The 25742-nt window shown below is 30.0% G+C and carries 29 protein-coding genes; all 29 read right to left on the bottom strand.

From position 1 onward, the window contains the following. Positions 1 to 141: 141 nt before the first annotated feature. On the bottom strand, positions 142 to 1017 hold the full coding sequence (locus H526_RS0127155) for an SMI1/KNR4 family protein (protein ID WP_155839793.1): 876 nt from the start codon (positions 1015 to 1017) through the stop codon (positions 142 to 144). A 40-nt stretch (positions 1018 to 1057) separates the two neighbouring features. Continuing rightward, the gene (locus H526_RS30335; RefSeq protein WP_081415717.1) at positions 1058 to 1645 is read right to left on the bottom strand and encodes a leucine-rich repeat domain-containing protein; all 588 of its coding nucleotides are present in this window, start codon (positions 1643 to 1645) and stop codon (positions 1058 to 1060) included. A 126-nt stretch (positions 1646 to 1771) separates the two neighbouring features. Further along, entirely contained in the window at positions 1772 to 2746 is a 975-nt protein-coding gene (locus tag H526_RS0127145; protein ID WP_051336388.1) for a polysaccharide deacetylase family protein, read from the bottom strand. A 101-nt stretch (positions 2747 to 2847) separates the two neighbouring features. Further along, positions 2848 to 3507 (bottom strand): CPBP family intramembrane glutamic endopeptidase, encoded by a 660-nt coding sequence (locus H526_RS0127140; protein ID WP_027395812.1) that lies wholly within the window; start codon positions 3505 to 3507, stop codon positions 2848 to 2850. 124 nt (positions 3508 to 3631) lie between these two features. Continuing rightward, positions 3632 to 4456, bottom strand: a complete 825-nt coding sequence (locus H526_RS0127135) for a LytR/AlgR family response regulator transcription factor (RefSeq protein WP_245591243.1) — start codon at positions 4454 to 4456, stop codon at positions 3632 to 3634. Between the two features lie 208 nt (positions 4457 to 4664). Continuing rightward, on the bottom strand, positions 4665 to 5222 hold the full coding sequence (locus tag H526_RS0127130) for a hypothetical protein (RefSeq protein WP_027395810.1): 558 nt from the start codon (positions 5220 to 5222) through the stop codon (positions 4665 to 4667). A gap of 126 nt (positions 5223 to 5348) precedes the next feature. Beyond that, the gene (locus tag H526_RS0127125; RefSeq protein WP_027395809.1) at positions 5349 to 6044 is read right to left on the bottom strand and encodes a cyclase family protein; all 696 of its coding nucleotides are present in this window, start codon (positions 6042 to 6044) and stop codon (positions 5349 to 5351) included. Between the two features lie 35 nt (positions 6045 to 6079). Further along, the gene (locus tag H526_RS0127120) at positions 6080 to 6778 is read right to left on the bottom strand and encodes a hypothetical protein (RefSeq protein ID WP_027395808.1); all 699 of its coding nucleotides are present in this window, start codon (positions 6776 to 6778) and stop codon (positions 6080 to 6082) included. A gap of 204 nt (positions 6779 to 6982) precedes the next feature. After that, positions 6983 to 7483: a GNAT family N-acetyltransferase gene (locus tag H526_RS0127115; protein ID WP_027395807.1), complete on the bottom strand. Its 501-nt coding sequence runs from the start codon at positions 7481 to 7483 to the stop codon at positions 6983 to 6985. A 63-nt stretch (positions 7484 to 7546) separates the two neighbouring features. Then, on the bottom strand, positions 7547 to 8359 hold the full coding sequence (locus H526_RS0127110; RefSeq protein ID WP_027395806.1) for a helix-turn-helix domain-containing protein: 813 nt from the start codon (positions 8357 to 8359) through the stop codon (positions 7547 to 7549). 242 nt (positions 8360 to 8601) lie between these two features. Then, positions 8602 to 9018 (bottom strand): DUF6326 family protein, encoded by a 417-nt coding sequence (locus H526_RS0127105; RefSeq protein WP_027395805.1) that lies wholly within the window; start codon positions 9016 to 9018, stop codon positions 8602 to 8604. Between the two features lie 292 nt (positions 9019 to 9310). Then, entirely contained in the window at positions 9311 to 9784 is a 474-nt protein-coding gene (locus tag H526_RS30330) for a GNAT family N-acetyltransferase (protein WP_035086849.1), read from the bottom strand. Positions 9785 to 10117: 333 nt separating this feature from the next. Further along, complete coding sequence (locus H526_RS0127095) at positions 10118 to 10639, bottom strand: hypothetical protein (protein ID WP_027395804.1); 522 nt, start codon at positions 10637 to 10639, stop codon at positions 10118 to 10120. 44 nt (positions 10640 to 10683) lie between these two features. Then, positions 10684 to 11565: a PhzF family phenazine biosynthesis protein gene (locus tag H526_RS0127090; protein ID WP_027395803.1), complete on the bottom strand. Its 882-nt coding sequence runs from the start codon at positions 11563 to 11565 to the stop codon at positions 10684 to 10686. A 67-nt stretch (positions 11566 to 11632) separates the two neighbouring features. Further along, the gene (locus tag H526_RS0127085) at positions 11633 to 12160 is read right to left on the bottom strand and encodes a sigma-70 family RNA polymerase sigma factor (protein ID WP_027395802.1); all 528 of its coding nucleotides are present in this window, start codon (positions 12158 to 12160) and stop codon (positions 11633 to 11635) included. A gap of 160 nt (positions 12161 to 12320) precedes the next feature. Next, the gene (locus tag H526_RS31345; RefSeq protein WP_027395801.1) at positions 12321 to 13748 is read right to left on the bottom strand and encodes a S41 family peptidase; all 1428 of its coding nucleotides are present in this window, start codon (positions 13746 to 13748) and stop codon (positions 12321 to 12323) included. Positions 13749 to 14079: 331 nt separating this feature from the next. Beyond that, positions 14080 to 15132, bottom strand: a complete 1053-nt coding sequence (locus tag H526_RS0127075; protein ID WP_027395800.1) for a nuclease-related domain-containing protein — start codon at positions 15130 to 15132, stop codon at positions 14080 to 14082. Between the two features lie 456 nt (positions 15133 to 15588). Continuing rightward, positions 15589 to 16668, bottom strand: coding sequence for an AmmeMemoRadiSam system protein B (gene amrB, locus H526_RS0127070; protein WP_027395799.1), 1080 nt, complete (start codon positions 16666 to 16668; stop codon positions 15589 to 15591). Between the two features lie 208 nt (positions 16669 to 16876). Continuing rightward, positions 16877 to 17815 carry a hypothetical protein gene (locus tag H526_RS0127065; RefSeq protein ID WP_027395798.1) on the bottom strand — a complete coding sequence of 313 codons (939 nt, stop codon included), beginning with the start codon at positions 17813 to 17815 and terminating at the stop codon, positions 16877 to 16879. 218 nt (positions 17816 to 18033) lie between these two features. Next, positions 18034 to 18411 (bottom strand): VOC family protein, encoded by a 378-nt coding sequence (locus H526_RS0127060; RefSeq protein WP_027395797.1) that lies wholly within the window; start codon positions 18409 to 18411, stop codon positions 18034 to 18036. Between the two features lie 137 nt (positions 18412 to 18548). Next, positions 18549 to 19361, bottom strand: a complete 813-nt coding sequence (locus tag H526_RS0127055; protein WP_027395796.1) for a helix-turn-helix domain-containing protein — start codon at positions 19359 to 19361, stop codon at positions 18549 to 18551. Between the two features lie 252 nt (positions 19362 to 19613). Next, on the bottom strand, positions 19614 to 20828 hold the full coding sequence (locus H526_RS30320) for a serine hydrolase domain-containing protein (RefSeq protein ID WP_081415716.1): 1215 nt from the start codon (positions 20826 to 20828) through the stop codon (positions 19614 to 19616). Between the two features lie 202 nt (positions 20829 to 21030). Continuing rightward, positions 21031 to 21423 (bottom strand): hypothetical protein, encoded by a 393-nt coding sequence (locus tag H526_RS0127045; protein ID WP_027395795.1) that lies wholly within the window; start codon positions 21421 to 21423, stop codon positions 21031 to 21033. Further along, positions 21423 to 21842 (bottom strand): hypothetical protein, encoded by a 420-nt coding sequence (locus H526_RS0127040; protein WP_155839792.1) that lies wholly within the window; start codon positions 21840 to 21842, stop codon positions 21423 to 21425. Before H526_RS0127040 ends, H526_RS0127045 begins: the two co-directional genes overlap by 1 nt. 160 nt (positions 21843 to 22002) lie before the next feature. Beyond that, a complete protein-coding gene (locus tag H526_RS0127035) occupies positions 22003 to 22851 on the bottom strand; it encodes an SIR2 family NAD-dependent protein deacylase (protein WP_035086847.1) in 849 nt (282 codons plus the stop codon). A 37-nt stretch (positions 22852 to 22888) separates the two neighbouring features. Beyond that, a complete protein-coding gene (locus tag H526_RS0127030; RefSeq protein ID WP_027395792.1) occupies positions 22889 to 23269 on the bottom strand; it encodes a hypothetical protein in 381 nt (126 codons plus the stop codon). A 1-nt stretch (position 23270) separates the two neighbouring features. Next, complete coding sequence (locus H526_RS0127025) at positions 23271 to 23618, bottom strand: hypothetical protein (protein ID WP_027395791.1); 348 nt, start codon at positions 23616 to 23618, stop codon at positions 23271 to 23273. A 92-nt stretch (positions 23619 to 23710) separates the two neighbouring features. Then, the gene (locus H526_RS0127020; protein ID WP_027395790.1) at positions 23711 to 24073 is read right to left on the bottom strand and encodes a hypothetical protein; all 363 of its coding nucleotides are present in this window, start codon (positions 24071 to 24073) and stop codon (positions 23711 to 23713) included. A 17-nt stretch (positions 24074 to 24090) separates the two neighbouring features. Beyond that, the gene (locus tag H526_RS0127015; RefSeq protein WP_027395789.1) at positions 24091 to 25593 is read right to left on the bottom strand and encodes an RNA-directed DNA polymerase; all 1503 of its coding nucleotides are present in this window, start codon (positions 25591 to 25593) and stop codon (positions 24091 to 24093) included. Positions 25594 to 25742 lie beyond the last annotated feature (149 nt).

Below are 25742 nucleotides of genomic sequence, written 5' to 3'. Positions count from 1 at the left end.
AAACGTTTTTTTCAAATCGCGAATTGTAAAAAAACACACTAGATATAATTATAAAAACGATGCCCGGTAAATTATAAGAACTTAATAGATATAAAATTAATTTATGAATGATAGTTGGTGATTTTGATATTTTAGTTGATTTTATTCTTCATCGATTTCGGCCATCCGTTCATTTATGAAATTAAAAAATCCCATTTCTCCAGAAATCTCCCAAATTTCATGATCCCAGTCGACTGTTAAGTTTTCGTTGTTTTTATAAAAGCATTGGGCATTTCCTGCGCCATCTGGATAGAATTCGAGTAAATCGTTAAAAGAATACCCCTCAGGTTGTGTATTTTGTTCTTTACAAATAGGATTCATCATTTCGGCCATTACTTTAATATCATCATTTGACATCACAAAATTACCGTCATATATTTCTCCAAATCCATTATGAACGCTATAAAATGTTTTTAAATCATTAGGAACATCCCAGTTAAATAATTTTAGATTTTTATTTGGTTTTACGTGTAAAAGAGGTGCTCCTCCAGTATATATTTTATAATAACTTCTATTATCATAAAGTTTCATGTCGAGAAAGTAATGTAAATACCAATCATTTTCCTTTTTCTCTGCATAAATAAATTGACATCTGTTTTTTAATACAGTAATTAGGTCGGGAATTCTTTTAGATACTGGTTTGAAGTTATCGTTAATAAAATCGAAAATTGTCTTCTTATTATGTTTTACCCAAGGGCAATCTTCTGGGAATTTACCAAGTATGTAATAGTTTTTACTATTTAGAGATTCAAATATAAGCTTGACTTCGTCAAAACCATATTTATTTACAATTTCCTGTTCTAAATTTGTAGTTCGAATAAATTCATGGTTAAATTCTTTTTCAGAATCTCTTTTCAATTCATTTCTAAATCGATCCTTTAATTTGGAAGTTAGATTTTCATAATTTTCTTTCTTATTACTCTGACTATTCGCTCCGAAAAAAGATAGTAATCCCATTATTACGATGATGTGTTTCAAATTTATCTTCTAATGTTTTACATTGGTGTAACTAGATTTTTTAAGATCCAAAATAATGAGGTAGTAGTTCTTTTATTCTTTTTATTTCTTCATCTGAAAATTTAGCATGAGAGAAATAAAGTGTTTCTAATTGGGTTAATTTTTTTAGGGATTCTGGGAGTGTTATTAATGGATTAAAATCTAAATCAAGATATTTTAAATTGGTCAAATTACCAATGGACTTCGGAAGAGTAGTTAATCCATTAGCTTTTAATCCCAAATATTCTAAACCAGTCATTTGACCAATTTCTTCGGGTATTACATTTAATCGATTCCCTCCAATTTCTAAAACTTTAATTGTCTTCATTTTAAAAATGAAATCAGGTATTTTCTCAAATTTATTATGATGTAATCTTAAGTATTCTAGATTAACTAATTTGACAATATCATTAGGTATTTTTTCAAGCCCTTTATCTCTAATTTGTAAACCTCTGACCTTTTCAGGGTTTTTTAAAGCTTCTTCTAAGGAATAGTATACTACTACAGGTCCTATTTCGGTATTTTTCCATAATTCTTGAGTCTTAGATTGTGAGTGTATATTGGAAACAATACTCATAAAAAACAAGAGCGATAAGGTTATATTTTTCATTTTTTAAGTTTTGATAAGTTACAGGGTTTCATATATGTATCATAAAAAGGTAAAATGTTACCTCGTTTTTTAGTTTTTCTGTTGGTTACAAGGAGTTAAAAATATTATTTAGGTAATCCTTCTATGTTAAAGACCAAGTGCATCCATTTTGTTTTTTTCGTATCGACTATCTTCTGCAGGATATCGCAATATCTGATCGTATTTTTCTGATTGTTTAGCCATTGAATAAATTAAACTCTCTCCTGCAAAATCGGATGTAGGAATCTTTGTAAATATTTCATCTTCAAAAGCTTTATCGGCATCAATAACTTCCCAACCTTGTTCTTTAAATTTCTTAATAAGATCTCCTAAAAACAATGCAGATGTTAGATTGTGATGAAGCAACAATGTGTGATTGATGTGTCTTCCGTTCATTTTATAAGAAAGTTCTTCATAATAATTCGCTCGTTCTAAAATATGATCTAAGTAGAAGTCTTTAAACCTGTCGACATCTGCTTTTTCAAGTCCAACTTGTTTTATTCTTTTGATTAAGCGCTGATCTACATACCAATCCGAAGCATCTATAGTTACATAACCATTCGAGTAATTGTGCTTGCTAAGTATGTTTCTAATGCTATCAACTTTTGTTTGGTTTTGTCCTTCTTTTAAGTAAGGAAATCGAAAAAGCTTGATATGATTGCTAAGTTTTGAGATAATTACATCTGTTTTTTTGAGTTCATTTTCAAAAAGATGTGAATCGTTTTTTTCGGAATTAAAATTGGGATGAGAATAGGAGTGATTCGCTATTTTATGCCCATTATCATTCCAACTTTTAAGCAAAAATTGGCCTTTTTTACTGGATTTATTTTTTCCTGTAACGAAGAATATAGCTTTTAGATTTTCTTTGTCAAGATTTGTTAAAATCATTTTGTTCCATTCCTCAAATTTGAAATTTGCTATATCGGATGTATTTCCATCGTCGAATGTAAAACTTACTATTGGTTTTGATTGTAGATTTTTTTTAGATTGACCCAATGCCTTTTCCGGCTTTTCAACTATTGAGTTTTTACATCCAAAATTGATGAAGAGTAGAAATAAGATTATTGATTGAATTTGCTTCATTTTTTGTGATTATAGTTCTCAATAGTCTAGGTAAAATTAATTTTTATTTTTATAATAAATTATAGTTCCAAAAAAGATCTATGTATTGTTGCTGGGAATCGTTATACCAAATCAAAGTAAATACAACTTAAAGCGATGGTGTTAAAAAAACCGTGTACGGAAATCAGAAACCACAAATCGTATTTACGCAAGTAGAATATCCAGGCCAAGAGCGCTCCCACAATCCAAGTAACAAGTTGTCCGGTAATTCCTTGATAACTATGCATAAAGCCAAAAAAACCAGTAATTAGGATAATATTAAGCGCAATACTGATTTTGCTTTCTCCAAAGAATTTTACAAATTGTCGCATAAAATAACCACGAAAAATAATTTCTTCTCCAAACCCTGCGGTGGCCCACACTAATAATAAAGTAATTAAAAAGGCGGGAAGATTTCCTTTTAATTGATCAAAAGCAGAATAATCAATAGGATTTCCTGTGAATTTTGTGATCCCAGGAACCAATATAAAGACATAAAAAATAAAGAGCCCTAATGCGACTAATGGAGCAAGTACTAAAATGTTTTTGAACGTAAATTTTTCACGTTGAAATCCAAGTTCTGAAAATGCTTTTTCTTTATATTCTATATAATTTGCTATAATGATTAATATAGAAATAATGATGTTTTCTATGGTTATACGAAACGGTCCAAACCAAAGAAAGCAGATGATTGCAATGGTAATTAATGGAATTAATATTTGACGTAAGGTGATTTTGTTCATTGTTTTTTGATTTTAAATTCTAAACGAAATAATGAACAAAATCTCTGAAATCCCCTTTAAATACTCATGTTTTTACTGAATGGTCGAAATTTACAACTGAATAGTCGGTAGTTTTTGGCATCTTTTATTGAAACCAATCCATAAATATTTTTCGCTTGTAACGACTGATATTGATTTCTGCGATTGCATCATTTTTAATGAAAGCTTTTAACCGAATACGCAACTTGCCATTTTCAATCTTTTCGATTAGGTCTACAGTATCTTTATGGATGATAATTTGTCGATTGGCTCTAAAAAATAATTGATCGTTTATTTTTTCTTCGAGCTCATTTAATGTAAAATCGGTGTTAATTGTTGTACCATCATTCTGAACAGTATACACAATTTTGTTTTCGCTATAAAAGCACGCAATATTTTCATAGGTAAGCTTCTTTATTTTCGCTCCGCTATCTATAGTGATTTCTGCATCTTTTATAGATAACTTATATAAATTGTATACGTCTTGGGCATATAATAAACCTATGAGAATAAAACATATTAATAAGGTAATTAGCAAACCAATTAAAGTGTAATAAAATTGTATTTCTCCATCTATAACTATTCCTACAATGATATTTACAGGGACATAAATTACTGTAATATATCCTAGAGTAGAAGCCATAAATCTTATGATTGTAACGCTTTCTATTTTTTTAGAAAAATGTTTTTTCTCGTAAAATTTAAAATTAAAATGTGCTATAACTACAACAAGAATGGATAAAATAATAGTAAACAAAAAACCAACTAAAGGGAATCTATAGGATTCACTATCTAGAAAATTATCGCTTGCAGCTAAATGATTTACCACTAAAGAGAATAATATTAATACAATTGCCTTTCTAAACCAAGGCCATACTGTTTTTGCTATATTCTTTGTTGGTTGTGTGGTACTCATTAATTCGAAGCTCATTTTTGTCAGTTTCAAAAGTAAAGAATAATTTCTCTTTAGAATTTTCACTAAGTATAATGCTAATCATTTATTACATCCAATCTAATTTTATTGTAAAACTCTAAAAAAAGTAACTAACTGATTAGGTGAAATTTCCTTTAAAGAAAGATTTCTCGAGTGTTTTTGGAAACGCAGGTATACGATAGGTTAGGGGTAGTTAATTTAGCTATTAATCTTCATGCGCTTTAGAAAATTCTTCTGTTTTTTTGTTCAAATAAATTTCTGCATACTTCAGATTTTCTGGATTGATATCTGATTTTACTTTAGCCGTAGGCTTAAAACACCCTTTCTCTTCATTAAAATCTATAAAAGCATTTACCTCATTACTACCCCAGAAAAAGTCGAAGACTATAGCAAAATTACCAATATCATGTTCGATATAATCCGCAATACTTTTTATGAATCCAAATCCTGGAATCATTTCATAATAGTTCTCTCCGAAAAAAACTATTCCAAAGTTCCAAATTCCATTTTCTGAATCATATTCAGAAAATCCTCCACTTCGTTTATTATTCTTCCAAGTATCTACGATACTTTGATTATCCGGTTGTTCATAACTAGAAAGGTCGTCTTGAGAAAGTTCATTTTTCCCGTACATTTCTCTTGAATCCCACCATTCCAACCAGTTGGCATCTATCTTTAGTTGCTTTGGTTTTGATTTTAGAAAATCATCAAGTTTATTCTTTTTAATTTTTACCTTAACAAATAGTGAATTTAATTCTGACATTCTTCTGTTATTTATTTTTCATATTAGTCCTGATTGTATATAGGGTTTAACATAAAATGATTTTAATGCCTGGTTAGAGCACTAAATTTAGTAAATAATTAGCTTTATAGGGTGTAGCCAAAGTTGTTATTTTTCGAATACTGCGATAGCTCTAACAGGTGAACCTGTTCCTCCTTTAATTTTCAGTGGAAGTCCAATAAATCGAAATCTTCCTCTACCGATTAGCAGATGTAGATTTATCATATTCTCGTAATGTGTAAAATTCAATTCTCCACAAATATGATGCACTTTTTTATTTGAGATTCCCGGAACTCCAGGTGACATCGTTTCAACTCCGAAAGCTGATATTTTTTTTTCTCCTAACCAACGAGCAGTTTCTGTAGAAATCCCAGGTCCATTACCCCAATCTTTTCCATTAAAGTTTTTTCGATAATGATCAGTATAAATCAATACAGTATCTCCTTTTTCTATTTTCAAATTAGCCTCTATACAAGCATTTTCAATTTCATTAGGTTCAATTAATTCTTTTAGTCCTTTATGAGAAAAGTCTAAACAAATTCCTTGAGTATAGAACATGGATAAAGGCATTTTGTCAATTGATTTTCCTTTATGTTCAATTGCCATATGGTTTATTGCATCAACGTGTGTTCCGGTATGTTCCCCTAATTCTAATTTATGAACAGCTGGTGTTTTAATTTTTGGGTTTTTTATTCCATTCCATTCTTCATGGGAATTATGAACTGTCATTTTAACTTGTGGAAGGTCTTTATAAACAGGCATTCCCTCGTAAATTTCTTGACTTAAATCAATGATTTCTATCATTCAGTAACTTGTTTTTAATATTATTATATATAATGTTAATCCCAGGAACATCCTCCAACGTTATATTCTTTAAATAACTCTTTAGAAATATTGTTGGATAAAAATATTGAAAGCGTTGATCCAGCATAATGTTCAGAAGTTCCAATTAACATATCAAGTAGCTTATCTCCATTCAAGTCTCCAATCCAATGGATAAATACTCCTCCTTCAAAACCACCAGAAGGAAAAGAAAAAAAATCCATTTTTCTAATTGTTTGACGAGTTTTATCGTTGTATGAATCTACAACAAGTTCATAATTTTTAATTTTCTTAAAATATGGAAACTCACCTTTTTCTGTTTCAATTATATTCCCTTTAGCGTAGAGAAAGTAATTTTTGCTATTCTGCTCATCTTCTATGCTATAGACAGAAAATGGAATTGATTCTCCTGGGTACAACATTCTATTTACCCATTTTCCTGTTGTAAAAATACTATCTTTTAAATTTAACCCCTTTATTAAAAACTTTGGGATAGTAGATTTAGTATTATCATATTTTTTAATTAGAAAATTACCCCTGTTATGGTACTTTTTTTTCTCATAAACACCCCAATATGCTTCGTTTACGTCTGCTTTTATTTCTTTCCATTGAGAATCTACTCCACAATCAGGTATAATAACAGTAATTTTACTAGTTTGAGAATAAGAGTAGTAGAATAAAAGTGAAAGTAGAAATGTATTAATAGTTATATTCATATTTATAATTATGGTTAACCGTCTAGTATAAGAAATGTAGGGCAGGTGATGAGCGGTACATTTCGGATTGGTACTAATCCAAATATAAATGTTTTGCTTTTATCTTTTTTGTTCTAAATGCCATATTTTATAGTGGCGATATCACAGAAAAGAACTGATCTTTCAAATTGTCTTTGCCCTGTGTTTTTTTACATTGTAGACGTTTTACTTTGTTACTAATATTTTTGCCATTTGATAATTTTCAATAATTTGACCAGTCTCGAAATGGTTAGGTACTATGTCTAGTAATTTAAACTCCATTTTTTTATAAAATTCTATTGTTTTAAGGTTTTCTTTGTGTACGATTAATTCAATTCTTGAAATATTCATTTTTCTAGCGAAACTATCAGTAAATTCAATTGCCTTTTTACCAATCTTTTTACCTCTATAATCTTCTAGTAGGTATAACTTATCTAATAACAAAAAATCAGACGTTTTATTTAGGGCGAGATAACCAACATTCAAGCCTTTATATTTAAGTAAAAAATAATTACTTCCATTCTCAACCTGTTGCTCTATTGCTTTTGCTGTTTGATACTTATTTATGAAATATTTAGTATGTTCTTTTGGAATAACTGGGTCATAAAATTTATGTAAAATTTGCTTAACTAAACTTTCAATAATTTCAAAATCAGCATATAAAACTGCATTTGTAATCTCTATCATCTTTTTATTTTGATAGCCAAAAATCAGCAATTATTGTAAAGTAGAATTGTACAGATTTTACCCTTATGTGAAAATCCAATTTATTTTTTCATCAATTGAGGTTAAATTTTTAAAAAAATCTTTTGGTTTGTAACCAGTAAGTTTATCAAAATCTTTAATCATATGTGCTTGGTCAAAATAATTTGACAAGTAACTTAACTGTGTTAAATTATTTTCTTTTTTGTTTTTTAGCGTTTTCCTAAAACGAACGATTTTTCTAAATTCAGTAGGGGTTTTACACATGTTTTTATTAAAATGTGAAATTAAAGTCTTGTGACTTAAATTACTATCATTTGCGATTGAAGAGATTGATCTATTAGGATTTTCAATTATGGCTTTAATGGCTTTTTCAAGCTTTAATGGCCTATCATTTTTTAGTTTACTAGACCAGTAATTTTCGAGTAGTTTCATTATTTTATCAGATGATGCTATTTTTAGAATTGAACTCATAACATCCATATAATCTAAAAAAGGTAAAAATTGTGTTTTATCTGAGTTACAATAATAATTAAGTGGCCTATTTAAAAAGGCATTCAAACCTAATGGTTTAAAATAAGTTGTAATTTCTTTAACGTAACCCTCATATTGAATCAAAATAGGATTTGTGAAGCGAGTGTCTAAATTGGAATCAAAATTTAGTATTGAAGACTCTGTAGTTTTTATAAACCTATTTGTTCTAACTACATTTGTATTAGAAGAAATTGACACTATAGAAAAAATACTGGGAAATGTAAAATAAGTTGTTCTGCCTTCTTCTTTTGAATGTGTTAAAATATAAAAACATTCAATGTATTTTTGAAGTTCAATATCTGAAGGTTTAATAACTTCTATGTTCATTAATTAATTTCTTCAAATGTTTACCAACGTTTAATGTATAAGAATAGTGCGGTTTTGTGTGCGAGGATTTTTCGAAGGAAAATCAGGCGTAACAAAATGGTACTAACCTTTGATTAAGCACCTAATTTAGGATTATTCTTATACATAGTTGGCAACGGGCTCTTCTCATTTTAGTGATTAGAATTGATTGTTGTCCTATACTAGAATATTCCAGTACTTTTTTCTATTCTATGTCCTAATTTTCATGATGAGATGCTTTTTTCTTTAGGCCATTTCCAAGCATACCAAACAATTAAAGCAGTAATAATACTTTCTAAAAACGCTAAAAACACGTAGAATCCATACCATTCCGTATTAGAATTGAATCCAATAAATAACATCATTATTGTAAATAACATTCCAAATGTAATATTCAGAATACGATTTATTTTTGGTTTAAGAATAATTGAAGCAGCAACCATTATGGATGAAGTTGCTAAAATTATTGTTGCAATTAATAATTTGGTAGGGCTGTCTAAAATATTTTCGCCTGTAAGTAAGCTGTCTATTTTACCTGGTGTGTAGAGTTCAAAATAATCTCCATATAAATAACAGAAAGTTGCTGAAGCCCATAATGAAGAAAGTTTGATTTTGATGTTTATTTTTGGATTTTCTAACATGTTTGCTTGGTTTTTAAAGTACTTCTATTTATAAAGACGCAATTTTTTTCTAAATGGTTGCTTATTGTTTTTTCATTTTTGGGTAGCCCCTAGTTTTGGGGTGTTCAATTTCACTTGATCCTGTTTTTTTAAGTTCGAGTGTTTGTGCAGTTTGTAGTTAACATTCAGTATAAGAAACGTAAGGCAGTTGATAGGCAATACGTTTTGGATTGATACTACCCCAAATTTTATAGTTGACGACTTTGTAGATAACCACAAACCTTCAGGAAAGCAGAAACCTCTCTATGATTTTTTATGCATTGTCGGCATTAGTGTTATCTATTCCGTTATATACATTTGGGTTATGTTTTTCCATATAAAATTCAGGATTTGGTATTTCCGTAAATCCATACTTTTTATAAAGCCATTCAGCAGTGTCAGTTAATAAAATCCAGCGTCTTAATCCTTGAAGGTTCGGGTGTTCCATGATTTCCTCTATCAGCCATTTACTTAATCCTTTTCCTCTATATTCTTTTAGGATATAAACATCTCCTAAATATGCAATAGTCGAATAGTCTGAAATTATTCTGGCAAAGCCAATCTGTTTGTTTTGGTAATAAAGCCCAAAATTCAACGAGTTTTCAACGGATGTTTTAAAAGTATTGATTGGGATTCCGTTAGCCCAATCAGTCTCATTTGCAAGGAATTTATGAATGCTCAAAATATCTAATTTATCCTTGTCGGTTGAAATGGTATAATCATTTCTATATGTTTCTCTAATTTTCAATTCAGTTTCCTTAATTAATATCTAATGTTTTGTGTATGATTATTCGCAAGAAAGTATGCGAGTACTTTCTGCCGTTGCTAAAGATAATTAATGCAAGAGAATTTCTGATAGGGAAATTCTGCCGCAATTAATTATATGTCAATAATGCAAATAATTTAAATTTAAGATTATAGGTTATGGGTATGAGAATTAATGAAAATGTTACAACGAATTCATTACATATTAACTATGATCCTCGCTAAGTTTTATGGTTTTTTTTAATGAATTCCTTTTATTAAAGGTGTAACAGGAATTTCTGAGTTTACTTGTTGTTAGCCGTTGTTGATTATTCATTTAGTCCCATAGAGGTTTTGCTTTTTTTGATGAATTAGATTTTTTTGTAAACCAACTTATATTATGTCTAAATGGTTTTGGCTTCGATGTACTTACAGTATCCTTACCGTAATTAATACTCATCGTGCTAATTAGTCCATTTGTGCTCAAAATCCAATGAGATTGTGATGGCATTAAGGTCATGCTCAGCGTGTCACTCGTTAAATCAGGACGTTGAGCAAGGAATGGTTTAATCTGTGCAAAGACTTCTTCTCCATTTGCAATTGTTATAAATTCTGCATCGACAATATGTTCAACCGTTTTTGTCGAATCATTTCGTCTTCGCGAAGCCCAACCAATTCTAATAGGATTTCCTTTTCTTACATATGAGATTAGTGCCTCTTTGTTACCGAATACTTTGTTTCCATTAGTATCATTTTTGTATTCTAATTTCCATTCCTCAACGATTATTTTCTTTTCTTCTTTAGTACAACTAATAATAATCAAAGCTATTAAAATGTATAAAAGTGGATTGTTTTTCATATTGTTTGTTCGGTGTTATAAACATCTAAGTTGATAACTAGTTGTTAATCGTCAATTTCGATCTTTAATTGTCTATTGAGTATTCCTTTTCCACCAGCCATTAAATTCTTTATTTCTCCTTCATTGATTTGTAATTTAACAATAATCATGCTTGATGAAGGCTCTTTCATATATTTTCCTTGTTGAATGTGAAAAGTTTTTTTTTTAATTTTTAAAATGTCAAATAAATAGCAAGCAAGTGGTCCAGCAGCCATTCCTGTTCCTGACTCTTCTAAAATTCCATAGCGAGGAGCAAACATTCTTGAAGTAGCGTCAGATTTTGTGTCGGTAGAGAATACATAGTAACCAATTAAATCAAACTTATCACTAACGTCACTAATCAAATCAAATTTGGGAGTTATATTCTTTAAAATTTCATTGTTTTTAACAGGAATGAGTATAAATGAATTCCCTGTATTAACTAATTTAATTGGTGCATTTGGAATCAAGTCTTTTTTCTTTAACCCTAATGATTTTAAAATGATACTTTCTTCGTTGTTTACATCAGTATATTTGGGAACCAATTGTTCCATAAACGCTAAATCTCCAATTATTTCTATTTTTCGTCTCCCATCTATAGTTTCTTTTGAAGAACTATCATTTTTCAATAAACCAATTTGCTTTAAATAAGAAAATGTTGCTACCGTGGCATGCCCACAATGTGCTATTTGTTTAGTTGGGGTAAAGAAATCCAATTTATAGTCTTCTGTTTTAGATTTTGAAACAAAAGCGGTTTCGGATAGACCTACTTTTTTAGAAACTTCCAGTTTATTTTTATCAGATAATTCATCCGCGTTTAAAACTACACCTGCTGGATTACCACCTTTCCCATTTTCTGCAAAAGCATTAAGAACTTGTACTATTACTATTTTTTTTAAACTACCCATTTTGATTTTTTTTAGATGTTATATAGGATAGACGCAATTAGTTAGAAAAAGACGTAGTTTATTTTAATTATTTTTCGAAGTCTATTAATTTACCGGTGCTATCAGATTCTACATTTGGACAATCTAAAATGTTTTCTTTTAAAATTTCTTTAGCTTTTTGAACCCTTGATTTTGTTCCGGAATATGATATTTTTAAATGTTCTGCCAGTTCTTTTTGTGAATAATTTTTAAAAGAAGTTAAAATAATTGCTTCTTTATGTTGAGAAGAAAGGTTTTCTATTTTTTGATTGATACAGTTTGTTAGATTTGAGTAATCAAAATTACTTTTGTCTATTTCAGGAAAATCTAACCCACTTATAGATGTATTTTCATTTTTTACTTTTCGAAAATAATCAATAATAGTATTTCTTGTAATTTGATAAACCCAAGATGTAAGTTTAGAAGAATGGTTTAGTTGATGGATTTTAGTTTGAACTTTCAAGAACACCTCCTGATGAATATCTTTTGATGCTTGCTCATCTTTTATTTTCCCTAAAATGAATTTATAAAGTTCTTCGTGTAAGTCAATCCAGATTGTATTAATCTCAGTTTTCATAGTTTAGGTTTTAGGTTGTTGATAAGGTCTAGTACAAGAAACGTAGGGCAAGTGATAAGCGATACGTTTCGGTTTGGCGACTTTATAAATAAACACAGACTTTTCTGAAAGTCTAAACCGTCCTATGTTTTTTACCTCAGTTCTTTGTCGTGATATATTTTTACTCGTTTTGTAACTCGTTAATTGCGTTTAAAATATTTTTTTTATCTTTTTCTAAATCGTCAGCAACACTTCTAAAAAAAGTCTGTCTATCATTGGGGTAATTCAATTCATAATTAACAGGAACTCCTATGTTTTCATAACATTTATCATTATTATCTGTGTAAATTTCATTAGAAAGAGAAAAATACCAACCGTTTGGTAATGTCTTTTGCAAAGCATCCGAAATTGCTCCATTTGTATGTGAGCCAATACGTTTCAAATTATCTAATTCCATTGAACTCAAAGCCATCATATCAGCTGCACTTGCAGACTGTTGGGAAGTTAATAAATATACTGGTTTTGTATAGGGATTTTGGGCGGCCTCTAAATAAATCGGTGTTTTTATAGTATACTTGTTATTGTGTCTTGCTTTTTTAACAGCGATTTGTTTTCTGACGGAGTTAAATCGTCTCAAAATTTCTAATGATACTACATCATGTCCACCACCATTAAAACGAACATCGATAATGAGATAATTTGTTTCCTTAAGGTCCTGCATTATTGTATCCATTAATTTACTTATTCCATCAACTTCTTCTGAAATTTGCTGTTGATAATTTAAACTATCAAATGCATCCATATATGTTGAAATAAATCCATTTTCTTTGACAAGACTATCGTTTAAATTCAAATCTGCATACAAAAACATTGCTTTGATTTGGATATAACCAACATTGTTTTCCATCTTGCCCCATTTCATAAGCCACGTATCTTTGGTCAAATCCTCTCTAAGATAATAATTTGCAACCATTCCAGCAATCTCAAAATCGCCATATTCTTTCAATTCTTTTGTTTCTTCTTCTGCTAATTCTGGTTGGATTTGATTTTCTGCTAATTTATAAACTTCATCTGTTGGTGTTATCGAACCGTGGTTATCTTTCAACTTTTCAATCATATCTTCCATAACTATATATAAATCAACCTCTGTACTTTTTGAATTGATTTTATTTTTTGAGTTTATGTAAAGATTGTCCCAATCAATTTTATTCAGTTTGAAATATGCGTAGTGATTTTTGTAGGTATTTGCAAAAACCTCGAAATTATACAAGATGTTGTTTTTATCTTTTGAGTTTTGATTGCAAAAATCTGGAAGCTTTTTTATTCTGAGGTAGCGATATCTGTTAAATCCACGATTTATGATTAGCGTATCATTTGAAACTTGCATTGAATTTGCGATTTCCGAAACAGTACCTTCTTTTACTGGTAAGCAAGAAATGTCACTTATGTCAAAATATTCATAAGAATTAGCATCTATTTTCAGGATTTCCCCATAACCGATGGATTTCCAAATACCTTTGATTGAGTGGTTTTTATCTTCATTTGGTTTGCAACCAATTAATAAAATGACAATTAGTAATAGAGAAGAACTAGTAGTTTTAGTTAACATGTTGTTTATTGATTTCGTACTCTAAAGATTACAATTTTTAATGATTGTTACAGTTTTTCTTAAAATGCACTACAGCATATTGATATAATTATAAAAGGGAGGCATATACGCATTAGTAATTAATTTCGTGTATTGATAATTCGTTGTTTTCCGTCTCTAGTATAGACTAAAAATTCCCTAAACTAAAAATTCAAAATTAAATACTTTTTATAGCTCTTTTGCCATATCAAATGTAAAACTATGTCAAAAAAGTATAAGTTTTTAATGTAGTAGCTGGGCTTTTGGTTATTATGGAGGGTAGTGTTTTTGTATTTGTTTAGTTAATTAAGAACTATTTTAGCAATTTATTTATTATTCTATTCAATTGCTTTTCGGTTAAAACAGGTTCAAAATATTTTATATAGTCATTCAGTTCTCTAAGTAGTTTTATGCTTACGTACTTGAATTTAGCTTTTGGCTTATTATTAATCATTACAATAAGATTTCGTATTGGAATTTTTTGTTCTCCCCAATGATGTTCGTTTAAAACTATATTTTTTGAAAGGAAAATATAAAGAGCAAAATTTGACCTTTCGATTTGTTCAATCGGTGACCTTAGGCTTAAAGAATTGATAGATGATTTACTCCAATTTTTTGTTTCTATTATAAAAATTCCAGCTTTCGAAATTAAGAGATGGTCAATTTGTATAGAATTAATTCTCTGATTATGTTTTTTATAAAAAATTGGATGAGAAAAACTCAAATTAAAATCATTAATCAAAGCATAATCATTTGAAAGTTTCTTTATTTCTTTAACAACTAAATTTTCTCCTAATGAGCCTGCAATTAGATTTCTTGAGTTTTCTAAAACATCATGGATATATTTTAATTCTTCAATTTTGGATTTTGCTCTTTGTTTAATTAGCTGTTCTTTTTCAGCTTTATATTTTTTTATAAAAAGTTCATCATTTTTAATGTTTTTAGAGATTTCTTTTACAGATAAACTTATCAGTCTAGTTTTGTTTTTTACAAAATGATTGACTTTATATTTTAAAAAATAAAGTTTTACACTTGATATTAATTTTTTTAAAAAGTTATCATTTTTATTGCTATGAATTAAGTCAGTTTTTGTCCGTAAATCAGAAATCTTGTGATCTATTCTTTCCGTTTCTACATTGATTATTTTAGCTTTACTTTCAATTTTTTGTTCCAGGTTAATGCATGTTTCAGAATATTCCTTTTCTAACTGATCTGATGTGTCATTAATAATTGCGCTTTTTTCTAAATTATAATTCGATAAAAAAACATTAATCTCTCCGACAGAATTAAATCTAGTAACTCCTTTAGTCTCTAACTCAGATTTTAGAGATTTTAATGATCCTATGGTTCCATATATTCTAGCCATTTACGGAATTCTTGAAATTACAGTCAATTTGTAAGTATAGTTAGTTACAAAGGACATGTATACATTTGTATCTAATTAGTTGTTCTCCACTTCTAAAATAAAGTAAAAATTCCCCAAATTCAAAATTCTAATTCGGATAGTTTACATAATTGTTTTGCCATATCAAATGTAAAACTATGTCAAAAAAGTATAAGTTTTTAATGTAGTAGCTGGGCTTTTGGTTATTATGGAAGGTGGCTCTCGGCTATGGTTAGTACGGCAATTAAAATTGCTGAATTTCTACCTTTGACTAGATCATCAACAGTATCATACAGCTGTTTTTATTGTTTATTTTGATTTAATATGCATTACTTGTCTGCTCAAATAAACGATTCTTTCATGGTCGTAATTAAACTGTACTGAGTAATTTTCTTTAAGGCTTCTTTTTTAATTTTAAGACCATTAAGGATTACATATCTATTCATATTTGATACTCGCATAAGCTACCCAGTGTTTTTGAGTTGCAATAGCTGTAGTTCCCATTCCTAAGTCTTCTACTGTTATAAGCTCATGATCTATACTCGATTGATAATCTAAAAAAGTTCCTTGTAACGGTTTATTATGTAATGCCTGATTTAATTTATTTGCAAAACTCACTCCAAAAGGTACAGAATAACGACCACACCAAACCCATTTGTATTCTTTATAATCATTAGTTTGCACGGTGTATTCTGTAAACGTTTTTATTTTTTCATTACTAATTTCGTTTACTAAACACTTCTCGATAATCTCTATATCTAGAGCTCTAGCTTTTTTAGTGCCTTCATCATCAACTCCAAAAGGTGCTAAATCTCTACCCCATTCTTCATTACCATAATGAACAGCATCGTTAGAAATAACAACTGCTACATCTTTTCCATAGGCAAGATTCTTTTCTTTTAAAATTTTTGACACCACAATAGAAAGATCATTACCTATGACATCAATCAATGAATAATTTATAAAGGGTACAAGTATTGGGATAATTTCTAGATTTTTGTTTTTCCGATGTAAAAAGGGCACAATCGCTTCTAAAGAATGTTCTAGTTCTTGCATATCGTTATGAACCAAGTATGAATATTTTGGAAGTTGCTCAATAATTTCAGAGTTTATATCAGACACTTTTAAATCACCATAAGGAGATTCCCAATGTGTAAAATCTCCAAAAATGATTTTGTCTTGAAGATTAAAGTTTCGAGCACGATGAGCAACACCAACGAGAATAATAGTGTTGGCATTAATTCCTTTAAGCGATTCATAATACAAACGTCCAGCGTATTTGTAATCGTCATGTGGACTTACAGCTGCTTTCCATTGCATACTATTTTTAGAATCCTTAATGCCTAAACGCTTATAAATTGAGTCTAATTGCCAATTATATTTTGTGAAACCAATTGTATCATGCACAGGTCTAACTCTTTTTTCTAATGCTTGGTCTTGTACTTCGTTTTTTACTATTGTTTGGTTTTTACAACTGAAACAACAGATACACACTATAATAACAATGATTAGTCGCATATAAAGTTTTATTTTAAATAACGGATACTAAAAAACAATCTTTGATAGAGGTCACGATTTTTGGATATGTTGTCGATTTTTCGATTACTGCTCACAGTCTTGGATATAGTTTTTAGCGTTTAAATTAAGGATTATTTTCGGATTGAGAACGAGTCAAATTTTTAAATTTGGCGACTTTCTAAACACACGTAGATTTTTCGATTAAGTACTAATTCTCCCTATTTTTTTTATATCTTGTTAGGGGCATTTTTACTGTATATCCCTCAGGTAATTCTACATCATAAACCTTTTCTATATATGCCAAAGGAGGTAATCCGACCGTATTTCTCAAACTATCTACCGTGTTTATATTCTCAATTGGGAATTGGTCATAATTATTCCAGTACGTTCCATATATTTGAACGCCCTTACCTCTAAGCATAGAATTTTCATCATCAAATCTTGCCCAATAGTTTTTTCTTAATTCGCCTTTCTCAATTTTTTTATTGATTAATGGTCTAAAATAATTCCAAACGTAATTGTTCTCTCGATGAATCCCTCTGTGATGCCATAGTAATATCCATTGCCTATCATACCAACCGTACTCTTTGTTTATTTCAATTAGTCTTTTGATGTTCAGACTATCGACTCTTTGCATTTCCTCAACACTACTGCCATCTGTTCTAACTTTTTGGTCTCGTTCTGCTAATAACTCAATCTCTTTATATATTTCAGGGTTCTTAAGATTATTAGTGTAGTCAGTTTTGTACTTGGAATACCTAGCTTTTATCTCTGAAAAAAGTTTGTTTTCTCTAAAAGCATTAAATTCATCAAAACTGTCAAAATAATTTTCGGATGCGTTAGTTTTTTGAATTGCTGTTATTATAAAATCCTTTGCAACTTTATCTTGTTTTAAGTTTAAAGCAGATGCAGAAGCATAAAAATAATCTGAAGTACTTTCATCAGGTTTTATTTTAAAGGCGTCTTGAAAATTGGATAATGCGTTTTGATAATCTTTGTCCTTAAAATTTAGCATTCCGCTCCAAACTAATTCATCATATTTTTCAAAATCAGATTTGGTTTTGGTTTTAATTCCACCATCTTTTCCTTTGTTGTTACAACTCAGACTTGTAATTGATATTATAAAAAATATTAGAATTTTTTTCATTTTTTTGCTTGTAGGTAGCGGTTAGTATAAGAAACGTAGGGGAGGCTATAAGCAATACATTTCGGTTTGGTATTACGTCAAATATAATATTTTGCTTTTATCTTTTTTGTTGAAAAATGCCAAATTTTATAGTTGGCGACTTTGTAAAAAAACACAGAACTTTGGAGTTAACACAAAAGCCCTATGTTTTTTTATATCTTGTTGTGTATAGTATTTTATTATTCTGGTTTTGTATAAGTTACAATGTCGATTCCAATTCCATTTGGGTCTTTTATTGCAAAATGTCTGTCTCCCCAAGGTTCGTCTCGGATTTCGATTTCCATTTGGACTCTCTTTTCTTTTAGTTGCTTATAAATTACATCTACATTTTCAACTTCAATAGTCAAATAAGCTCCATTTCCATTAAATGCTGATTGGAAAATTGGTTTTTGGCTTGGGTGGTTCGGTTGTAAAAAACTGATTTCTGCCGAATTATTGGGGGTGTGAAGTAATAAATAAAATTCGTTTTCAAAACTTACTCCAAATCCCAATACTTCTGTATAGAATTTCTTGGTTTCCTGTAATTTTTCAGTGATTATTCCTGCATTAAGTTTCATCTTGTTTGTTGTTTGTGCATTTGCCCAACCTGCTGTAAGAACAAATGCTGTTAATATAAATGCTTTCATTGTCAATAATTTTGTTGCTACAAATTTAGGTTTGCAAGAAACCTATACATTGTAAAAATCGGACAAACTTAATGGAAGGCTTCGGAGGGTGTAACTCCGTAATATGTTTTGAAGTTTTTAACGAAATGAGCTTGGTCAAAAAATCCAACATCAAAGTATAACTTGTTTTCTTTTAAACTTTGTTTGGAAGGTTTTGCATTTAAAATATGTTGAAAGCGTACAACATTGCTAAACGATTTAGCTGTTGTTCCTATATAAAAATTGAAAATTCTGCGAAGTTGTCTTGAACTTAAACCTGTATTAAGGTCTTTTTCTGTGTTCAAGTATCCATTTTTTTGGAAAATTAGGTTTAGTGAATCTAAAAAACGGTGGTCGTAATGAATATCCTGGTTTTTTAAAAATTCAATTATTCTTTCGTTCAGTATTTTTACAATGTTTTCAAATGAATCGGTAGTCGTGATTTGTGAATTTATCCACTCGGAAAAATTAGGTAAAACTTTGTTTAGTTCTTGAGATTGATTACTTAAAATTCTGGCGTTTATTCCGAATAAGTGTGGAAATGCAGAAGGTAAAAAACGAATCCCTATGTAATCAAATTCCTTTCCAATTGGAAATTGGACGAACTTTCTAGAAAATCCCATTATAAAGTTTTCGGTCGGTTGTTTATGGTCAAAATATATGTCGATACAGCCGTCTGAAACTACTCGGTAATTATAATCTTTGTTTAATGGTTTCAGCGTTTTAAGTTGCCAAAAACAATAGATGAAATTTTCAATTTCTTTATTTGGTTTACTCTCTTGATAACTTATTTCATTATCATTAGCCGAAACTGTTGGCTGAATCGGTCTGTAATATTCTTTTATAGTCTTCAGATTATTCACTGCGTTTTTTTTCGCATTATGCACAACGTCTCGGCTATGATTAGTACGGAATTAAAGGGAACTGTCCTTTCGATTAAGCACTTAACCGAATTTTTATATTTTGTTTTTAATTTTTCTCTTTTTAAAAGCCAAATTAAAAATTTGGCGGACATTCTAAATATACACAAACCTTTCGGTTAAGCACTTATTAGCTATGTTTTATACACTGTGTTACAGTCAGTTTTTATTTTGAATCTTTACTGTTATTTAATTCTAATTCAACTGTAAAGCAACATTCCATAAATCAAAATCACTACTGTAATATTGAAGTGAATTACCACAGTGAACAATTACAGTTTCTTTTTCGGGAATAATGTAGATGTTCTGTCCAAGATTTCCATTTGCATAGAAATGATAAGTACCGTTTTTATTTACATGACCCCACCATTGGTAATTGTAATAAATTCTTTTGTCGCTTCTTCCAAACCATTTTGGATAAATATCCCGTGGAATTGATTTGTTTTCTCGGGTAGATTCTTGTACCCATTCTTTTGATACAATCTGATTACCATACCAATTACCTTCATTGAGCATAAGCTGACCAAAACGTGCATAATCAATCGCTCGGGCAATCAAACGACTTGGCATATATTCAAAATTAGATTCCTTACTATCTAAGGAGAAAAGCGCATCATATTCCATTATTCTTGACCATAGTTTCTGCTCCAAATAATTGGATACAGTTAAGTTAGTAGCTCTTTCTAGAATTAATCCTAAATAACTTGTATTATAATTGGAATATTGAAAATCTTTTCCCGGTTCGGATGAAATTTCTACATTCTCAAGTAACAGCTTTCGAACATTGGGATGATAGTACCCAACCGCTTCGTCGTGCCAAGGAGAATGAATGTTGGTAAAAGGTATAAGACTTGTATTGTATGCAAGTCCAGAGCGCATTTCGAGTAAATTTTTAATAGTTATTTTTTTAAAGCGCTGATCACGCTCTAAAAGTTCAGGGACGTAATTTGTTATAGGATCATCTATACTTTTAATTAGACCATCATCAATAGCAGTTCCTATTAAAAATGATATAAAAGATTTTGCCACAGATTGAGAATGGAAGTAGGAATCTCTATTAAATCCATTAAAATACTTCTCATAAATTATGGTGTCTTTTTTGATGACAATTAACGCAGTAGTTTTAGACTTGATTGCCCACTCTTCAAAGCTATTAAATCCAGTTTTAGTTACGAGTTCTTCGAATAAGGATTCTATATACTTCTCTTTAGGCTGAGAAATGAACGTATTGGTACTCTTCGCTCCCTGAATCTCGTGATTTTCAAAGTTCTTATAATCATAAACATCTGCGACATTCATTATTATAAGTCGATAAACATAGGTAGGTGTATATTGAATGGAAAGAAGTACTAAGAGGAATAGGACTAATGAAAGTATTGTAAGAAATATAATTTTTAGTTTTTTTCTCATTTAAGTTTTTTACTATTTATAAAGTATTTCGGGTATTGGCTGTAACGTTAAGTATATGTCGTAGCTGTGGCAAATGTTACCTAACTGTCGACGTTTTCTGCGCATTGGTTGCTATATTCTTCCTTTTGCAAGCATTGAGCCGTTATAAATATACAAAGACCTTTCGATTTAGCGCTAAACAGCTATGATCATATATATCGTGTTAGGTGCTTTTTATTTCCTTAACAATCATTCGGTATTTTTTTGTATTCCACTCGCGGGAAAGACCCTGAAGGAATATTAACTGACCATACTCATCCATATTATTCATTCTATCAGATTTAGTAATCCATAGTTCATAGAACTTATTAAATTCTGCTTCATTCAATTCAGGTAATTTTGCCGTTGATATATTCCAACATCTTTGAAATTCAGAATCTGGAATTTCTAATTCACGATAATCCTTAATTTCCAATAAATCTAATAAGTTCCTAAGTTCATTGTCGTTCTTTAGTGATACTGTTTGAAAGTCAGGAAATGAATCAACGAATTTGTCGATTTCTTTAAAATAATTTAGGTCAAAATTATCGGAAGCTATAAAGTTGTATTGCTCCATTAGTTTGTGTTTTCAAGCCTCATTAGAAATATGTTTGAGGGATTAAAATCTCGAAAAATTATGTAAAGAAGATCCCCTGAATAATTTTTCTTTACTTCATCAATGCTCTTGAAGGTCATTTGTTTGTATTTCGTATTTAGAAATTTAGTTATAGGTTCGGTTGCAGGATATTCGAATTTAAATGGATCAAATCTTAAAAGTTCATCACCAGAGTTTCGCGTGAAGTAGATGTAATTTACACTGTCGTTTTCAGAACCTATCCAGATATTTTCATTTTGTAGGAGTCTAAATTCTGAGTCTTTTTCTTCACTTTTAACTATAACTTTTTCATCAAGCAGATCGCTTACACTATCTCCAAGTTTAACAGGGGTATTATTGTCTTTATCATCCCAAACAAAAAATCTTCTTTCGGTCATCATAGTAATTGCACCTAACGTTTAATATATGTGTCGTAGCAGAGCAAAATGTTACCCTGTTTTTCGATCTTTCTTCGCATTGGTTGCTAACTTTTACCTTCTGCAAGCATTGCGCCTTACCAAATATACAAGAACCATTCGATTGATCACCTAACTGCTATGATCACATATATCGTGTTATCACCTTTTTTTCTATTTCAGTTTTCAGTTCACTAAGGAATGGAGTGCTTTTAGAGTTAATTACAATTCCGTTTGCTTTGTTACTTAAAAGCTCCGAAAAATAACTCTCATTAATATTTATTTCTACTACAGTTCCACTCTTAGCTAAGACATTTTTAGCAATTATTTGTGGAAGAGTAGTTTCTCCAGATGTTCCTAAAACAAATAATATTCCCGTTTTTTTTGAAATTCTTAGTACACTATCCTTTTTAAAAAACTTCTCATTGTAATATTCATCAAACCACAATACGTGAGGTCTTAAATCTTCATTGCATTTAGGACATTTTAAAAATTCAATTTCAGATTCGGTTAGTTGATCTTTTTGTCTACCTTTTAATTTAATTCCTTCTGGGAAAGGATATAATTCATTGGAACATTCATCTCCGCATCTCATAAAATCGTGATCGCCGTGAATTAGATATGTTCTTTTATCAGAATTACCTGCTTTTTTATGCAAGCTGTCTACATTTTGGGAAATCAAAGCAAAATTATCATTCAATAAAGATTCAATCTCTTTGAGCATTAAATGACTTTGATTAGGCTTAGCAAATTCAGTTATAGATTTCCTATATAAATAGAATTTCAATACTTCGTGAGAAGCTATATTAAAAAACCTTTTTGTTCCAATTTCTTGAGCTTTATAGTTTTTAGAACCAGATACCCAGTAACCGTCTTCACCGCGAAAAGTTGGAATTCCACTTTCTGCAGAAATTCCAGCTCCTACTAGAAAAGAAATTTTCTTACCCTTCTTTAAGCAGTATTCTATTCGATCTGAGATTCTTTTTTCTATCATTCAACTAATTGGTGATAACGTTTATTGTATGATGCGTTTATTCTTTCATTTCCAATAACTCCTTCATTAATTCAGGATAGAGTGTTGAGTATTCGGTTCCAAATTTAATCAGGTTATCATATCCGTTTTTAACCGCTTCCCAAAATAATTCCAGATTTTCAGTCGTCATTTTTTTTAGTTCTAATACTCTTGAAGTAGTTCCATCAATTCGTTCATCAATAAAACCCCATCCCATTTCTAATTCTTCATTAAAATTTTCAGGAGGAATTATAGATTCAAGATGTTTTATTAATTCAGAAGTGTTTTTATCAGAGTTATTATTTAATTCTCGTATTAAGATCTTTATGACTTCGTCAAAACCAGTCCATCTTGGAGCAAAGCTTTTCTTATCAGTGATTTCAATAAATCCACTAGCCATATTATTGTTTCATTTTTTTGAATTCGTCAAGTTTTTCAAAAAACAAGTCAAATGCTTTTTCTTCATTTTCATCGCATTTCTCCAACAAGAGTTTATAAAACCTTGGAGCTGTTGATAAAGGAATATTTGGTTGTTCGCTTAACCACCATTTGAACTCATTAAAATCTGGATCTCCTTCGTTATAAATTTGATCACTGTAGTTTTTTGTTCCATAAACCCAATAACCCCATAAATAATTTTCCAAAGCAGTTATAGATTTGGATGTCAGAACATTTAGAGGTCTAATTCTGATATAATCTAATATTTCGTATAGCTTGTAGCTATTTATTATTTTAATTTCGTCACTCATAGGCAATGAATGCTAACGGCTAGGCTATGAAGCGTTGGCTTGTGTTGCGCCTGCGGCAAGCCTATGCTTTATGAGCCATTGTTGTGCTTCGTTTATACTTCTTCTATTTCTACAGTGAAATTACCAATCTTAGGAGAATTTTTTCCGTCTATTGTCAAGATACCAGAGTCATTATCGTATGAAAATTTGGTATTATTTGAAAACCGAGGATTAAAATCCATGTGATATTTGTCTATGGTAATAATTTCTCCTAACTCATAAATATCTAGTTTTATCATAGGTTCAAATCCTCCAACAATTAAATAGACTTCTAATATTTCGGTGTCGGACTTACCCCTTACTGTGTAAGTTACTTTGCATCTTGCTTTATATCCATCGTCACCAAAATCTTCAATATTAGTAAGCTTGTTTCTTAATTGGTTTAAAGCAATGTTACTTTTTGTTTCCTGGTCCATAATCTATCTCTGAGTTTTTATTCGTAATAACTTTTCTTGATAATAATTTTCTTTATTTCTTTCTTAGACATTTTGGATTTCGTCTTCTCGACCTTTTCCTTTTTAACAATTGTAGTGCCTTCTATAATATCCTTAATCCCATTATCTAACCATTCACAGTTCCAGATTTTCTGATTTTCATTTATCACAGAATTGCAAAGAGGCTCATCATAAGTTTCGTCCTTTTCGATTTTCATATATAGTCTTTGAGACCAAACCTTTATGAATGAAGAATTAGGTATTTGATTAAACTTCATTTTTATCTTCTTGACAAGAAGAACCTTTTCATCATTAATCTTTATTCGATTCAAGAAAATACTGAGAATGGCCATTGATATAGGGACAACTCTTGGGTTTCGTATAGCTATTTCCGTTACTAAACTTATTAATGTTTCTAATTGAGAATCTTTTTTCTTTGACCCTTCTAATACTTTTAAAAATTCTCGCATCTGTGTATCCACGGTTCCAGAATTAGGATATAAATCAGATAATAGATAAATCTGAATTAACCACTTTTGCTTACTTTCTGCTATTCTTCGATTACTAATCCAATATCTCTTGTCAGGTTTGATTGAGCTTTTTATAATATCTTCGGATGCCTCTGTTTTATCTGCATTTAACTTTAGACCTAATCCTGTTAAGATTTCTGAAAGTTCTTTTGTTATTTGTTCGGATTCAAATGGATTGTTGGTGAATATTCTATAATCATCTCTATATCTCAAAATCCGATAATTTGTAATATTCACTTCAGCCAATTTATTAGCCAGTAATAGGTCAACATATCCTAAGACTATTTCAGCAATAAAGTCCATTGTCGTGCTCCCTTGAGGTATACCATTAGTTTGACCAAAGCTCATGTCCTGTAGGTGATTATCAATTGCCACTCCAATCAATGAATTCTTTGTTCTGTTCGCCTTTTTCTTGGCTTCTACTTTTTTATGAATTGCCCAAGGAATGGAATGTGTGTAGATAGAACTATAGCAATCAGAAATGTCTGTGTGCATTACATATTTATAATCTAACGATAAAACCAATGACCTTTGCTCAATCATTTCCCACCAAGTGAGAATTTGTGCCGTCTTATCAGTTTTTTTATCTGATTCGGAAAGAACAGGTAAACTGTGACATTCTATTTTTTTTTCGTTTTGAAACTTTTTGAATCTTTCTTGAATTAGTTTCCAGTTCTCTTCTTCTGTTATTTTATGAACTAATGAAATATAAATTGCTGGATTAATTAGTTGAAATGGTCTCCATGCATATTTACCATCTTTATTAGATAACAACTTATAATTAACATCATCAAAGTCCCTTGGATTATCACTTCTAAAGTCCTTTAGGTTTTTTCCATCTAATTTTTTAGATAGCTTTTTTAATATAGGATTAAATGAAAAATAATAGGGAAGGTCAATATTACTATAGCATTCTTCTTTTATTAAGAACGCTCGAGCATCATCATTATTTAGGTCAATTAGTCTTTTCATCAGCGGTTTTCAAAATGAAGCACAACATGCGAGTATAGTTATTACACATAGTACCGTTTGTAATTAATTACACGCATTTGTAATTATTTGTTTTCCGCTTTTAAAATAAAGTAAAAATTCCCCCAATTCAAAATTCTAATTCAGATAGT

The organism is Aquimarina latercula DSM 2041 (genome assembly GCF_000430645.1).
GTDB lineage: Bacteria > Bacteroidota > Bacteroidia > Flavobacteriales > Flavobacteriaceae > Aquimarina > Aquimarina latercula.
Note: the sequence above shows the minus strand (reverse complement) of the source record. Positions and strands in the feature narration are given on the sequence as shown.